General features: G+C 64.1%; 12 protein-coding genes. 8 read left to right on the top strand and 4 right to left on the bottom strand.

Annotated elements, in window-relative coordinates; all coding sequences use genetic code 11:
* Nucleotides 1–198 precede the first annotated feature (198 nt).
* On the top strand, nucleotides 199–1,575 hold the full coding sequence (locus tag FJW06_RS26415) for an aspartate aminotransferase family protein (RefSeq protein WP_140756098.1): 1,377 nt from the start codon (nucleotides 199–201) through the stop codon (nucleotides 1,573–1,575).
* 43 nt (nucleotides 1,576–1,618) lie between these two features.
* Here FJW06_RS26415 and FJW06_RS26410 read toward each other — a convergent pair whose 3' ends face one another.
* From FJW06_RS26410 to FJW06_RS26395, 4 genes are read right to left on the bottom strand one after another with little or no spacing between them, the layout of a single operon-like run.
* On the bottom strand, nucleotides 1,619–2,320 hold the full coding sequence (locus FJW06_RS26410) for an RraA family protein (RefSeq protein ID WP_246674851.1): 702 nt from the start codon (nucleotides 2,318–2,320) through the stop codon (nucleotides 1,619–1,621).
* Nucleotides 2,320–3,435 carry a mannonate dehydratase gene (locus tag FJW06_RS26405; RefSeq protein ID WP_140756058.1) on the bottom strand — a complete coding sequence of 372 codons (1,116 nt, stop codon included), beginning with the start codon at nucleotides 3,433–3,435 and terminating at the stop codon, nucleotides 2,320–2,322. Before FJW06_RS26405 ends, FJW06_RS26410 begins: the two co-directional genes overlap by 1 nt.
* Nucleotides 3,436–3,437: 2 nt before the next feature.
* Nucleotides 3,438–4,223 carry a glucose 1-dehydrogenase gene (locus tag FJW06_RS26400; protein WP_140756056.1) on the bottom strand — a complete coding sequence of 262 codons (786 nt, stop codon included), beginning with the start codon at nucleotides 4,221–4,223 and terminating at the stop codon, nucleotides 3,438–3,440.
* A 16-nt stretch (nucleotides 4,224–4,239) separates the two neighbouring features.
* Nucleotides 4,240–4,974, bottom strand: coding sequence for an FCD domain-containing protein (locus tag FJW06_RS26395; RefSeq protein WP_181178585.1), 735 nt, complete (start codon nucleotides 4,972–4,974; stop codon nucleotides 4,240–4,242).
* Nucleotides 4,975–5,159: 185 nt separating this feature from the next.
* On the opposite strand from FJW06_RS26395, the gene uxuA reads away from it, so the two are divergent.
* From uxuA to FJW06_RS26360, 7 genes are all read left to right on the top strand, one after another.
* Nucleotides 5,160–6,344: a mannonate dehydratase gene (gene uxuA / locus FJW06_RS26390; RefSeq protein WP_140756054.1), complete on the top strand. Its 1,185-nt coding sequence runs from the start codon at nucleotides 5,160–5,162 to the stop codon at nucleotides 6,342–6,344.
* Between the two features lie 100 nt (nucleotides 6,345–6,444).
* On the top strand, nucleotides 6,445–7,587 hold the full coding sequence (locus FJW06_RS26385) for an extracellular solute-binding protein (RefSeq protein WP_140756052.1): 1,143 nt from the start codon (nucleotides 6,445–6,447) through the stop codon (nucleotides 7,585–7,587).
* Nucleotides 7,587–8,438, top strand: a complete 852-nt coding sequence (locus FJW06_RS26380) for an IclR family transcriptional regulator (protein WP_140756050.1) — start codon at nucleotides 7,587–7,589, stop codon at nucleotides 8,436–8,438. The genes FJW06_RS26385 and FJW06_RS26380 overlap by 1 nt, the downstream gene beginning before the upstream one ends.
* 27 nt (nucleotides 8,439–8,465) lie before the next feature.
* Entirely contained in the window at nucleotides 8,466–9,497 is a 1,032-nt protein-coding gene (locus FJW06_RS26375) for a sugar ABC transporter substrate-binding protein (RefSeq protein WP_140756048.1), read from the top strand.
* A gap of 223 nt (nucleotides 9,498–9,720) precedes the next feature.
* On the top strand, nucleotides 9,721–10,704 hold the full coding sequence (locus FJW06_RS26370) for an ABC transporter permease (RefSeq protein ID WP_140756046.1): 984 nt from the start codon (nucleotides 9,721–9,723) through the stop codon (nucleotides 10,702–10,704).
* A complete protein-coding gene (locus tag FJW06_RS26365; protein WP_140756044.1) occupies nucleotides 10,694–12,226 on the top strand; it encodes a sugar ABC transporter ATP-binding protein in 1,533 nt (510 codons plus the stop codon). The genes FJW06_RS26370 and FJW06_RS26365 overlap by 11 nt, the downstream gene beginning before the upstream one ends.
* A 63-nt stretch (nucleotides 12,227–12,289) precedes the next feature.
* The gene (locus tag FJW06_RS26360) at nucleotides 12,290–13,285 is read left to right on the top strand and encodes an ABC transporter permease (RefSeq protein WP_140756042.1); all 996 of its coding nucleotides are present in this window, start codon (nucleotides 12,290–12,292) and stop codon (nucleotides 13,283–13,285) included.

Genomic DNA, 13,285 nt, shown 5'->3' with positions numbered 1-13,285 from the left:
GTTCTGATCCTGCTGAGTGTTCTACATTATTGCTGAGAAAGGCCGAGGCCCGTTGGCGCTATCGATCCCGGCATCGCGGCTCTTGCGATCAGCCAGCGCGATGATGCATCAACCGCAACAACGCAAGGCGGAAATCTTCGTCTCTACCAGAGAGGAGGGTCTTATTTCCGCTTTGGACGCCTGCAGACAGGAGCCATGATGGACGCCAGACCGAATTCCGCCGAAGCCCGCGACATTCGCTATCACCTGCATGGCTACACCAATGCCCGTAAGCATCAGCAGACGGGGCCGCTGGTGATCGAAAAGGGCGATGGCATCTATGTCGAGGACATCGCCGGCAACCGCTACATCGAGGCGATGGCGGGCTTGTGGAGCGTCGCCGTCGGCTTCTCGGAAAAGCGGCTGGTGGACGCTGCGACGAGGCAGATGTCGAAGCTGCCCTTCTATCACGACTTCGGCTCCAAGGCGCATTCGCCGCTGATAGACTTAGCCGAGAAGCTGGTGCAGATGGCGCCGGTGCCAATGAGCAAGGCCTATTTCACCAATTCCGGTTCCGAGGCCAACGATACCGCGATCAAGATGATCTGGTATCGTTCGAACGCGCTTGGACAACCGGCGCGCAAGAAGATCATCAGCCGCAAGCGCGGCTATCATGGGGTCACCATCGCCTCGGCCAGCCTAACCGGACTGCCCAACAACCATCTCTCCTTCGACCTGCCGATCGCCAACATCCTGCATACGTCGACGCCGCATCACTGGCGCGACGCGGAGCCCGGCGAGAGCGAGGAGCAGTTTTCCGCGCGGCTCGCCGACGAGCTGGAAAAGCTCATTCTCGCCGAAGGACCTGAAACGATCGCGGCCTTCATCGGCGAGCCAATCATGGGCGCCGGCGGCGTCGTCGCGCCGCCCGCCGGCTATTGGGAAAAGATCCAGGCGGTGCTATCGAAATACGGCATCCTGCTGGTGGCCGACGAAGTGATTTGCGGCTTCGGCAGGACTGGCGAGATGTTCGGCTCGCAGACCTTCGGCATCAAGCCGGACATCCTGGTGCTGTCCAAGCAGATTTCCTCCTCCTACCTGCCGATCTCGGCGCTGCTCATCAACGACAAGGTGTTCGAGCCGATCGCCGACGAGAGCGACCGCATCGGCACTTTTGGCCACGGCTTTACCGGCGGCGGCCATCCGGTGGCCGCGGCGGTCGCGCTGGAGAACATCAAGCTGATCGAGGAGCGCGATCTCGTCGGCAATGCGCGCAAGGTCGGCACGCATCTGCAGGCAAGGCTGCGCAAGCTCGCCTCGCATCCGCTGGTGGGCGAGGTGCGCGGCGTCGGTCTGATCGCCGCGGTCGAGCTCGTCGCCGACAAGGCAAGCAAAGCGCCGTGGGGCAAGCCGGCGGCGCTCGGCGCGCTGGTCAACGGCTTCCTGCAGCAGAACGGCATCATCTCGCGCAACATGGGCGACGCGATCGCCTTCTGTCCGCCGCTGATCATCACCGAGGCGCAGGCCGACGCTGTGGTCGGTGCGTTCGAATGTTCGCTCGATGCGGCGTTGCCGCAGGTTCATCCGCAAGGCTGAAGGGTCCGACTGACCGTCCGGTGACCGCTGCCGGCCACGACCTTCACATGATGCCGAAGGTCTTGTAGGCATCCACCGCGCTCATCCCCTCGCGGATCGCCTTGGCGACGAGCTTTTCTCCACGGACTTTTTCGAGGGCGAGGCGCACCACCTCTTCTTCCGCCTGGCGCGGGATGACGAGTACGCCTTCCTTGTCGCCGAAGAGGAGCGTTCCCTGCTCTATGCGCACGCCGCCAATCTCAAGCGCGCAGCGATAGTCGATGACCTTGCCGCGCACGCCCTGGTCTTGCGCGTAGTAGCCGGTGCAGAAGCAGGGAAATCCCAGCGCCTTGATGCCGTCGGTGTCGCGGGCGAAACCGTCGACCAGCGCGCCATGCGCGCCGAGGATCTTGGCACGTGTCGACATGAGCTCGCCCCACAGCGCGTAGCGGGGCGAGGCGCCGCTGGCGACGTAGATTTCGCCGGGCTTGAGATTGTCCAGCGCCTCGAACATCAGCCCGAACGGCTTGCTCATGAGCGGATTGTGCGTCACCTCCCCGGAGGGAAAAATATCGGTCTCGAGCACGGGCATGGCCCTGCCGAGCAATCGCGTCTTCTCGTCGACGGGTTTGAACACCGGCGGCAGGAACTGATGCTGCAGCCCTAGCGTATCCATCACGTCGCCGACCACGGCGACGAAGAGTTCTTCTTCGAACAGGCGGTACATTCCGGCATCGTCAGCATAGGGGCGTGTCGATCTGGTCATCAAGCTTGCATCCGGATGCTGGTGGATTGAACGGTGCGCGAAGGGCCCAGCGTCGCGGCGTTCTGCACCAGCGCGCGCATATAGCCGAGCGCGAAGGCCTTCCCCGCATGCCAGGGCGCGTCGCAGGACATTTCCGGCGTGTGGTCGGGGATGATGACGCCGTCATAGTTTTCGTCGCGCAGGATACGGACGATTTCGGCCATGTCGATGTCGCCGTCGTCGACGAAGGTTTCGTGGTAGTTCGGCACCTTGCCGCGCACGTTGCGGAAATGGATGTAGCCGATGCGCTTGCGTCGGGCGAAGCGCCGGACATGCCCATAAATCTCGTCGGCGCCCGGCATCTCCTGCAGCGAGCCGAGGCAGAGCTCCAGCCCGTTGGACGGCGAATCCACGATGTCCATCAGCCGGTCGTATTTCTCCGGACGGTTGACCAGCCGCGCAGCGCCGCGCAGCGCTTCGGCCGGTGGATCATCGGGGTGAGCGGCCAGTATCACGCCGGCTTCCTCAGCCACCGGAACGACGTCCCGCAGGAAGGCAGCGAGCCGTTGCCAGAGCTCATCGCTGCTCACCGTCACCGGCGCGGCGCCCGGCCGGCCGGCGCGGTAGCGCATGTTCCAGACCACGCCGTCGGGCAGGGGCAAATCGGGATCGATGGCCGCAAGGTCGAGCCCCACCGACATCGCGTCGCCGCGCGCGAAAGGCCCGCGCGACCAGCCCCAGACACCGGCGATGGAGAAGTTGTAGCCGATGCAGGGGATGCCGGCGCGCCCGGCATCGCGGATCAGCCGCTTCAATCCCTCGATCTGCTTCGCCCGATCGGGACCGTCGAGCAAGATATCGGACCAGAAGCGGGGCGAGAAATTCTCGATCGCGGCGATATCCAGGCCGTTGTCGCGCACGGTGTTCACCAGGCCGGCGAAGTCCTCATAGTTCCACAGCTCGTCGGTGGAGCAATCGCCCCAGCCTTCCGTCTCGCTGCCGGCCGACAGCGAAGGATCGCGCCCGCGAAAGTAGTTGGTGAGGTGGGCGACGATGTGCGTGGCGCCTGCCTGGCGGGCAAAGCGGAAATTGTTTGATGTCAACGATTCCCGGTAAAGGCCAAGACCGATCTTCATGGTCACTTCACGCCGATGCCGGCGGTCAGGCCGCCATCGATCTTGTAGTCGGCGCCGGTGCAGAAGCCGGCCTTCGACGAGCACAGAAAGGCGATGAGCTCGGCCACTTCCTCGGGTTCGCCGATGCGGCCGAGCGGATGGGCCGCGCCGAAGCGCTTGTAAGCCTCCTCGACATCGGCGTCGCTGCCGTTGTCGCCGCGCGCGGCCTTTTCCAGGATCGGCGTGCGGATCGAGCCCGGGCTGACCGAATTGACCCGGATGCCGGCCGCCGCATAGTCGAGCGCCAGCGAGCGCGTCAGCGTGTGGATGGCGCCCTTGGTGGTGGCATAGGCGGCGACGTTCTGCTGGCAGGCGAAACCCTGCACCGAGGCGACGTTGACGATCGCGCCGCCGCCGCGCTTGACCATTTCCGGGATGCCGAAATGCGCGGTCAGATAGATCGAGCCGACATTGACAGTCATCGCCTTGTTCCAGGTCTCCCAGTCGGTCGTCGTCGCGGTCCCATAGGGATGGACGGCCGCCGAATTGACGATCACGTCAAGCCCGCCGAAACGCTCGACGCCGGCTGCGACGGCATCGCGGACCTGGTCCGGCACGGAGACGTCGGCGTCCACGACCAGCGCGCCGGCCCCGGAGTTTTCCAACTCCGCCCGCATCGCGGCATTGGCCGCGCGGTCGATGCCGCAGGCGACGATCGCGGCGCCGCCGGCGGCAAGGCGCCTGGCGGTCGCGAGGCCGATGCCGGTCGTTCCGGTCACCAGAGCGACCTTGCCTTCAAAATCCTTCATAGCTGAAACTCCTTGGTCACGTCTCGGAAGCCGGTTCTTCCGGCAGGAAGCGCAGGGCGAAATCGAGATGGCGGCTCATCAGATAGGCGTAAGCCAGCCTGTCGCGGGCGCGGAGCGCGGCGATGATCTCGCCGTGTGCGGCACGGGTGTCGGCCAACACTGGGCGCATTTCCTTGCCGATGGTCATGATCCGCAAGATCACCGGGGACAGGAAGGAATACATGTCCATCAGCATGCGGTTGTCCGCCAGGCCAATCAGCGCCATGTGGAAATTGAAGTCGTTCTCGGCGGCTTCGTCGATCGAGCGGCTGTCGACGATCCTGGCGTTGATCGCGTCGAGCGCCTCGATCTGCTCGCTTGTGGCGTTGAGCACGATGTGGTCGCCGATGCCGACCTCGATGATGCGCCTGAAACCCTGGATGTCGGCGAAGGACGAGCGCGAGACATCCATATGCGCGGCAAAGAAATTCTGGATGGCGATGCTCTGCCCGTTGGCGAGCACCGCGCCGACACGCGGCTTGGGCTCGATCAGGCCGTAGGTGCGGATGGTGCGCAGCGCCTCGCGCACGGTGTTGCGGCTGGCGCCGGTGATCTCACTGAGCTCACGCTCCGTCGGCAGCACGTCGCCGACATTCAACTGCCGCGCGCGGATGAGGTCGAGGATCTGGCCAGCCGCAGCGTCGACTGCGGAACTGCCGCCGGCGCGGCGGGCAGCGACGTTATCGCGCACGGTTTGGGGATTTTCCGGCATTGATCCTCCTAATTGTTGGACCAACATATCGCAGGATTTGGGGAAAACAACCGGTTCCGAGTTTGATTTCGGCGAATTTCCAGACCTGACTCAAGAAGGCTGCCGCTCATGAGCGCTAAATTTTAATTTGACTCTCGTTGTGGTCCAACAATAAGTTGCCGACCTCTCACGGAGGAAAGCGGCAAATGGAACAAACTTGGCGCTGGTACGGTCCGGACGATCCGGTGACCCTCGATCACGTCAAACAGGCGGGTGCGACCGGCGTGGTCTCGGCCTTGCACGACATCTATGACGGGCGCGTCTGGCCGCTGGAGAAGATCCTGGAGCGCAAGCGCATCATCGAGGCGGCGGGACTGACCTGGTCGGTGGTCGAGAGCATTCCTGTCCACAACTCGATCAAGATCGGATCGCCGGAGCGGCTCCGTTATGTCGGCTTCTACAAGGACACGATCCGCGCGCTGGCGAAGGCCGGCATCGCGACGATCTGCTACAACTTCATGCCGGTGGTCGACTGGACGCGGACGGATCTGGCTTACCGCCTGCCGACGACGGGTTATGCGCTGCGCTTCGATGCGATCGATTTCGCCGCTTACGACCTGTTCGTGCTGAAGCGCCGGAATGCCGAAGCCAGCTACACGTCCCCCCGTATCGCCGAAGCGGAAGCGCGGCTGAAGGAGCTTAGCGACGAGAAGATCGACAGGATCGAGCGCAATCTCATCGTAGGACTGCCAGCCACCGAGCGCGCCTACAACCGCGACAGCTTCCGCGAGGCCTTGGCCGACTATGATGCGATCGGGCCGAAGGAATTGCGCGAGAACCTGGCCTGGTTCCTGCGCGAGATCATTCCGGTGGCCGAGGAGGAAGGGGTGCGCATGTGCATCCATCCCGACGATCCGCCTTTCTCGCTCTACGGCCTGCCGCGCATCGTCTCGACCGCCGAGGATGCGCGCTTCATCCTCGATGCCGTCGATAGCCCGGCCAACGGGCTGACGTTCTGCACCGGCTCCTACGGCACGCGCGCCGACAACGACATCGTCGCCATGGTCAAGGAGTTCGCCAGCCGCATCCATTTCGTGCATCTGCGCAACGTCACCATCGAGGATGGCGGCTCTTTCCACGAGACCGAGCATCTCGAGGGCGGCACGGACATGGCGCATGTCATCCTCGCGCTGATGCAGGAGGAGGCGCGCCGCCGCAAGGAAGGCCGCGCCGACTGGCGCATTCCGATGCGGCCGGACCATGGGCATCTCCTCGCCGACGACATCGGCAAGACCAGGATCAATCCCGGCTATTCGCTGATCGGCCGGCTCAAGGGCCTCGCCGAATTGCGCGGCATCATGCGGGCCGTCGAACGGTTCGGGCTGGCTTGAAGCGATTTGCGTATGTAAAAACTATTTGCTCAGGTAAAAATACCTGCTAGTGGTTTGCGGACCGGGCACGTGGCCTGGTTCCAGGGAGGAATTGCCGGATATGACAGGACTGCGCGGTCTTGCGTGGGATCATCGACGTTGCTGGGGTCCGCTGGACGCCAGCGTCGCGCCGTATTGCGCCGTCAATCCCGGCCTGGAGATCGAATGGGCCCGCCGCAGCCTCTATGAATTCGGCGAGGGCGCACTCGGCCCGGTGCTCGGCGAATACGACCTGGTGGTGTTCGATCATCCCTTCATCGGCGACATCGCGCAGGACGGGCTGATGGTGCCGTTCGACGCCTATCTGTCGGCGGAGCAAGTCCGTTTCTTCGAGCAGGATTCCGTCGGTCCGTCCTGGCGGTCCTACGAAAAGAACGGACGCCAATGGGCATTGCCGATCGACGCCGCCTGCCATGTCGCTTCGTATCGCCCGGACCTTCTCGATCGCTACGGACCGGTGCCGCGTACGCATGAAGACGTTGTCGAGCTCGGCCGCCGCGCGCGCAAGGACGGCAAGTGGCTCGGTCTGCCTTTCGTGCCGACGGATGCGATGTGCCTGCTTCTGACGCTCGGACATCCGCAGGAACATGGCGACCAGTTCATCGCCACGGAAATGGTCGAAAAGGCCATCGCGCAGCTGCGCGAACTGGCGGCGCTGTCGCATCCGAACTCATCCAAATGGAATCCGATCCGCTGCTACGACCACATGGTCACCCACGACGACGTCGTCTATGTGCCGTTCGCCTTCGGCTATGTGAACTACGCCGCGAAGGCCGACAGGCCGTATCTGCGCTTTGCCGACGTGCCGACCGCGCGATCGGCCGGCGCGCTGCTCGGCGGCGCCGGTATCGGTGTCAGCGCCCAGTCGAAGCACAAGGAGGCGGCGATCGACTACGCGCTGTTCCTGTGCTCGCCCGACTACCAGCGCAGCGACTATGTGAAGTCGGGCGGACAGCCGGGATCGCTGGCGGCCTGGAAGGACGCCGAGGTCAATCGTCTCTGCGGCGACTTCTTCGCCTCGACTCTGCGCACGATCAGCTCGTCCTATCTGCGTCCGACCCATCCGGGCTTTATCGCCTTCTTCCGCGAATGCGCGCCGCGCGCGGCCGCTGCGATTGCCGGCGACATCTCGGCCGCTGAACTCGCCGATTATGTCAACCGCCTCTATCGCGAAACCAGGCAACCGGAACGGAGCGTCGCGTGATGGCCGCCGGTATTGCCGAAACCCTCGAGGAAAGCGAAAGCGGCCGCAACGGGTATCGGGTGCCGGCGGTGGAGAAGGCGCTCGATGTGCTGGAGTTCATGGCTGCAAGCGCCGAAGCGCTGACCCAGACGGAGATCGCCACCGGCCTTGGCAGGTCCATCCACGAAATCTACCGCATCCTGCTTCTGCTGGAGAAGCGCGGCTACATCTTCCGTACGCAATCGGACCGCTTCCGTCTGTCGCTGAAGCTGTTCGAGCTCGCGCATATGCATCCGCCGGTCAACAGGCTGGTCGAATGCGCGCTGCCGGTGATGCGCGAATTGACCGCCAATGCCGACCAGAGCTGCCATCTGGTGGTGCGCGAGGGGCAGAACGCGCTGGTGGTGCTGCAGATCGATTCACCGCTGCCGATGCGCTATTCGGTTGCGCTCGGATCGCATTTCCCGATCCTCGAAACCAGCTCCGGCGCGGTGCTGCTCGCCCATTCGAACCGGGCCGAGCGCGACCGTATCGTCGAGCGGATCGTCGCCGCCGGCGAGGGCCAGGGAACTCGGGAAGAAATCGAGGCGCGGCTGAACGAGGTGGCCAGGCTCGGCCACGAGATGCGCGCGTCGCTGGCCGTCGAGGCCTGCACCAACATCTCCATGCCGGTGCGCGATCACACCGGCGCGGTCATCGCCGCGCTCACGGTGCCGCTCTTGCCGCAGAAGGCCGCGCGCTTCGACCGTCAAACCGTCTTCGAGCGAACCCGCGCCGCCGCCGAGAAGATATCGGCTGCGCTTGGCTGGGGCGAAGCCAACAGCTCTTCACGTGCCGACCCGGAACGGCGGGACTACCCGTTCAGCGACTGAGACAAACGAAAAACCTGGGAGAGAAAAATGCACTGGTCCAAATCAATCCTGCTCGCATCCGCGGCCATGCTGGCGATGGGTGCGGCGGCGACGCATGCCGAGAACATGCCCAAGCATATCGGGTACGTCACCAACTACGCCACGCATGAGTGGTACCAGAATGTGATCAAGGGCATGAAGGCGCATGGCAAGGAACTCGGGATCGAGGTCGAAGTGCAGGACGCCAACCTCGACATAGCCAAGCAGGTCGCCGCCGCCGAGGACCTCATCGCCAAGGGCGTCGACGTGCTGATCATCACCCCGGTCAACGAGGAAGGCGTGGTGCCGCTGCTGCGCCAGGCCAAGGCCGCCAACATCCCGGTGGTGCTCGAGGGCAACCCCGTCAAGGGCATGACCACGATGGTCGCCATCTGCGACTACGACACCGGCTACTTCTCCGGCGTCGAGGCCGGCAAATATGCCAAGGAAAAACTCGGCGGCGTCGCCAAGGTGATGAATGTCGGCCTGCCGCTGCTGTCGGCGACGGTGCTGCGCTCGCACGGCTTCATGGACGGGCTTAAGACCGTCATCCCCGATGCTGTGATGGTGCATGACCTCGACGGCGGCGGCAATCCGGACCGCGCTCTGGAAGTCTCCTCGGCAGCGCTCGCCAAGAATTCCGACGTCAACATCATCTACGGCATCAACGATTCTTCGTCGCTCGGCGGTCTGCAGGCCTGGAAGGCCGCCGGCAAGTCGCAGGACGGCCTGCTGACGGTCGGCACCGGCGGCGAAGGGCTCGCCTTCATCAACGCCATGCAGAATGAGCCGTCCTACCGCATCGAGGCCGCCATGTTCCCGGAGAAGGAAGGCTTCACCACCATCGACGCGGCGGTCAAGCTGTTCAACAACGAGCAGGTGCCGGAGCACATCGTCAGCCCGACCGCGCCGATGACTGGCGACGATTGGAAGAAATACTATGATTATGACAGCAAGACCCGCACCATCAAATGGGACGCCGTCAATGCGCTGCAGCCGCCGGCGAAGTGCATGAAGACCTCGGCCGACCTGAAGAAATAGGTCGATCGACACAGCCCTTCCCGCGTCGCGGGAAGGGCCACCTGCCAGGGGCCGATGGCCGGCAAGGACACGGCGCCGGCGCCTGACCTTAGAGCCGGATGATTTCAGGTCTGTTCGACCTGAAATCTGAATCCGTCTCTAAATCCGAGAGATAGAGCATGATGTCGTCCGAAAACCGCTTCACACTTTCGGCATCATGCTCTAGCGACGGGAACGGACTGACATGAGCGAGCTTACACACGCTTCCGCGCAGAAGCGTCTTATCGGCGGCCAGCTTCTCGGCAGCAGCCAGCTGGTGCTGGGCGGCATCCTGGCGGTGCTTTGCATCGCCATCTCGATCGCGGCGCCGCAGTTCTATTCGGAGGCCAACATCATCGCCATCCTGCGCCAATGCGCGCTGGTGCTGATCGTCGCCTCGGGCATGACCATGCTCATCATCACGGCGGAAGTCGACCTGTCGGTCGGCGCCTCGCTCGCCTTTGTCGGCTGCATCGGCATGGCGGTGCTCAATTCCACGCACAGCCTCGCGCTCGGCATGCTGGCAGCGCTTGCCTTCGCCGGGGGAGTCGGTCTGTTCAACGGGCTTGTCGTCACCAAGCTAAGGGTGAACTCGCTGATCGCCACCATCGGCACCATGATGATGCTGCAGGGCGGAGTCTATCTGTTCACGCGCGAAGCAGTGCAGAACCACAACCAACTGGCAAGCTTCACCGATCTCGGCGCCGGCTATGTCGGCGCGGTACCCGTCCCCGTCATCATCGCCGCGCTTATCTTCGTCGTCGCCTATGTGACGCTGCGCTTCACCACGCTCGGCCGCTATCTCTACGCGGTCGGCGCCAATGAAAGGGCGGTGCGCCTGTCCGGCCTGCGTTCGGAACGGCTGAAGCTGCTTGCCTTCGTCGTCACCGGCCTCGCCGTCGGCGTCGCCGGCATGATCCTGTCGTCATTGATGAATGCCGGCCAGCCGACCGCTGGGCGCGGCTTCGAGCTGACGGTGATCGCCGCCGTCATTCTTGGCGGCACCAGCCTGCTCGGCGGCCGCGGCTCACTGTTCGGCACGCTGCTCGGCGTGCTGGTTCTCAAGGTGATCGACAACGGCATCATCATCCTCGGCTGGAACCAGGACCTGCAGATGGTGGTGCCGGGTATCGTCATCATCCTGGCGACTTATCTCGACATCATCCGGAACAAAGCCAATGTCCGTTGATTTCCTTCATCCCGGCGAAGGCGCGCCCATCGACACCGATGTGTCGGCGCTGGAGATGCGCGGCATCGGCAAGCGCTTCCCGGGCGTGGTGGCGCTGGACAATGTCGACTTCACCCTGGAGCCCGGCAAGATCCACGCGCTGATGGGCGAGAACGGCGCCGGCAAGTCGACGCTGATCAAGATCATGGCCGGCGTCTACGGCAAGGATGCCGGCACCATCCGCATGCGCGGGCGCGAGGTCGACATCAAGTCGCCGCGCGACAGCCTGAAGGAAGGCATCAAGGTCGTGTTCCAGGAGATCGCGCTGATCTCCGAATTCACCGTCGCGGAAAACATCTTCCTCGAAGGCTATCCGACCGGCAGGACCGGCTCGATCGACTGGAAGAAGATCCGCGCCGACTCGGCGGCGCTGTTCAACCGCATCGGCTTCAACGTCGATCCGGCGGCGCGGACGGGATCGCTGCCGGTCAGCCAGCAGCAGATGGTCGAGATCGCCCGCGCGCTCGCCCACGAGGCGCGCGTGGTGGTGATGGACGAACCGACGTCCTCGCTGACGCCGAACGAGGTCTCGCTGCTGTTCACCGTCATCCGCCGCCTGGCGGCGCTCGGCATCGCCGTGGTCTATGTCAGCCACAAGCTCGACGAGGTGTTCGAGATCGCCGACACGGTGACGGTGCTGCGCGATGGACGCCATATCTCGACCAGGCCGATCGGCGAGCACACCAACGACACGCTGATCCAGGACATGATCGGCCGCCGGATCGACAACCTCTTTCCGCGCCAGCGCGGCGCGGCGGGCAGCAAGGTGGCGCTGTCGGTTGAAAACCTCAGCACGGCGAAGAAGCTCATCGACGTGTCCTTCGAGGCACGCGCCGGCGAGGTGCTCGGCTTTTTCGGTTTGATGGGCGCCGGCCGCACCGAGCTCGCCAAGGCGATCGTCGGCTACGACCCGATCGCCTCTGGCACCGTCACGGTCGACGGTCAGCGGCTGGCGCCGCACGACACGCGCACCGGGGTGCGGCTCGGCATCGGCCTGCTCACCGAGGACCGCAAGAGCGAAGGCCTGATGGGCGAGTTGCCGGTCTACCAGAACGCCAGCCTCGCCTCGCTCGGCGCGTTCGCCCGATTGGGCTTCGTCGACAAGGCGAAGGAACACCAGGCGGTGCAGGACTATGTCGACCGCTTCCGCATCAAGACGCCCAGCCTGTTCCAGCAGATCAAGAACCTCTCCGGCGGCAACCAGCAGAAGGTGCTGATCTCGCGCTGGCTGATGCGCGGCCTGAAGGTCATCGTCGTCGACGAGCCGACACGCGGCATCGATGTTGGCGCCAAGTCGGAAATCTTCGCGCTGATCGACCGGCTCGCCGGCGAGGGCCTGGCGGTGGTCATGATGACGTCGGAGATGCCGGAACTGCTCGGCCTCGCCGATCGGATCGCGGTGATGTGCGAAGGCCGCCTGACCGCGCTGATGCCGCGCGAGGAAGCCACGCAGGAGAAGATCCTCAATGCGGCGATCGGATAGAACCATGGCGTATCGCCTCGGCATTCCTTGCGATAAGCGCCATTCCCTCGGAGGAGGCAAGCGATGAGCCTGGCAAGCACGGCTTCCGCGAAAGACCAGCCATCCTTGCTGGCGCGGCTCTTTGCCCGCCAGGAACTGGCGCTGCTCGTCTGCCTCGTCCTGGTGCTGGCGTTCTTTTCCGCAACGGTCGAGAATTTCTTCTCCGTGCGCAACATGACCAATGTGCTGGGCCAGGCCTCGCTGGCGCTCACCGCCGGCATCGGCTGCGCCCTCGTCTTCATTTCCGGCGAGGTCGACATTTCGATCGGCTCGCTGCTGGCGACCATCGCGCTGCCGCTGATCATCATCATGAACGACACCAATTCGCTGGCGCTTGGCGTCGGCGGCGCACTGCTGTTCGGCCTGATCATTGGGATGGTGAACGGCTATCTCGTCGCCTATGCCGGCATCAACTCGCTGATCGTGACGCTCGGAACCATGTTCATCATGCGCGGCGGCGTCTATCTCTACACCGGCCAGCGCGCGATCTCCGACGATGCCAGCCTCGACTCCTTCATCGCGCTCTCCGACGGGCGCCTGTTCAATATCATCCCGTATTCGGCGGTGATCGCCATCGTGCTCCTCGTCGCCTTCGGCTACATGATGCAGCACTGGCCGTTCGGACGGCAGATCTATGCCGTCGGCGGCAACCAGGAAGTGGCGCGGCTCGCCGGCTACGACGTGCGGCGCGTCAAGTTCATCTGCTTCATCATCAGCGCGCTGCTGGCGACCGTCGCGGGCATCATCCTGGCGGCGCGTGTCGGCTCGGCGCAGCATACGGCGGGGCTCAATTTCGAATTCCAGGTCGTCGCCGCGACGGTGCTCGGCGGCGTGAGCCTTGCCGGCGGCATCGGCAGCCTGACAGGCATGGCGCTGGGCGTGCTCATCCTGCAGTTTCTGTCCAACGGCCTGCGCGGTCTCGGCCTGCCCACCGAATGGCAGCTCGTCATCACCGGCATGATCATCATTGCCGCGGTCGCCTTCGACGAAGCGAAGCACCGGCGCGCGAATGGAGGCTGA

This window comes from Mesorhizobium sp. B4-1-3 (assembly GCF_006439355.1).
Lineage (GTDB): Bacteria > Pseudomonadota > Alphaproteobacteria > Rhizobiales > Rhizobiaceae > Mesorhizobium.
Note: the sequence above shows the minus strand (reverse complement) of the source record. Positions and strands in the feature narration are given on the sequence as shown.

Excerpts from the sequence above, each read along its gene's own strand:
- uxuA (WP_140756054.1), top strand. The coding sequence starts at position 5,160 with ATGGAACAAACTTGGCGCTGGTACGGTCCGGACGATCCGGTGACCCTC.
- FJW06_RS26400 (WP_140756056.1), bottom strand. The coding sequence starts at position 4,223 with ATGAAGGATTTTGAAGGCAAGGTCGCTCTGGTGACCGGAACGACCGGC.
- FJW06_RS26360 (WP_140756042.1), top strand. The coding sequence starts at position 12,290 with ATGAGCCTGGCAAGCACGGCTTCCGCGAAAGACCAGCCATCCTTGCTG.
- FJW06_RS26395 (WP_181178585.1), bottom strand. The coding sequence starts at position 4,974 with ATGCCGGAAAATCCCCAAACCGTGCGCGATAACGTCGCTGCCCGCCGC.
- FJW06_RS26375 (WP_140756048.1), top strand. The coding sequence starts at position 8,466 with ATGCACTGGTCCAAATCAATCCTGCTCGCATCCGCGGCCATGCTGGCG.
- FJW06_RS26370 (WP_140756046.1), top strand. The coding sequence starts at position 9,721 with ATGAGCGAGCTTACACACGCTTCCGCGCAGAAGCGTCTTATCGGCGGC.
- FJW06_RS26405 (WP_140756058.1), bottom strand. The coding sequence starts at position 3,435 with ATGAAGATCGGTCTTGGCCTTTACCGGGAATCGTTGACATCAAACAAT.
- FJW06_RS26410 (WP_246674851.1), bottom strand. The coding sequence starts at position 2,320 with ATGACCAGATCGACACGCCCCTATGCTGACGATGCCGGAATGTACCGC.
- FJW06_RS26415 (WP_140756098.1), top strand. The coding sequence starts at position 199 with ATGGACGCCAGACCGAATTCCGCCGAAGCCCGCGACATTCGCTATCAC.
- FJW06_RS26380 (WP_140756050.1), top strand. The coding sequence starts at position 7,587 with ATGGCCGCCGGTATTGCCGAAACCCTCGAGGAAAGCGAAAGCGGCCGC.
- FJW06_RS26365 (WP_140756044.1), top strand. The coding sequence starts at position 10,694 with ATGTCCGTTGATTTCCTTCATCCCGGCGAAGGCGCGCCCATCGACACC.
- FJW06_RS26385 (WP_140756052.1), top strand. The coding sequence starts at position 6,445 with ATGACAGGACTGCGCGGTCTTGCGTGGGATCATCGACGTTGCTGGGGT.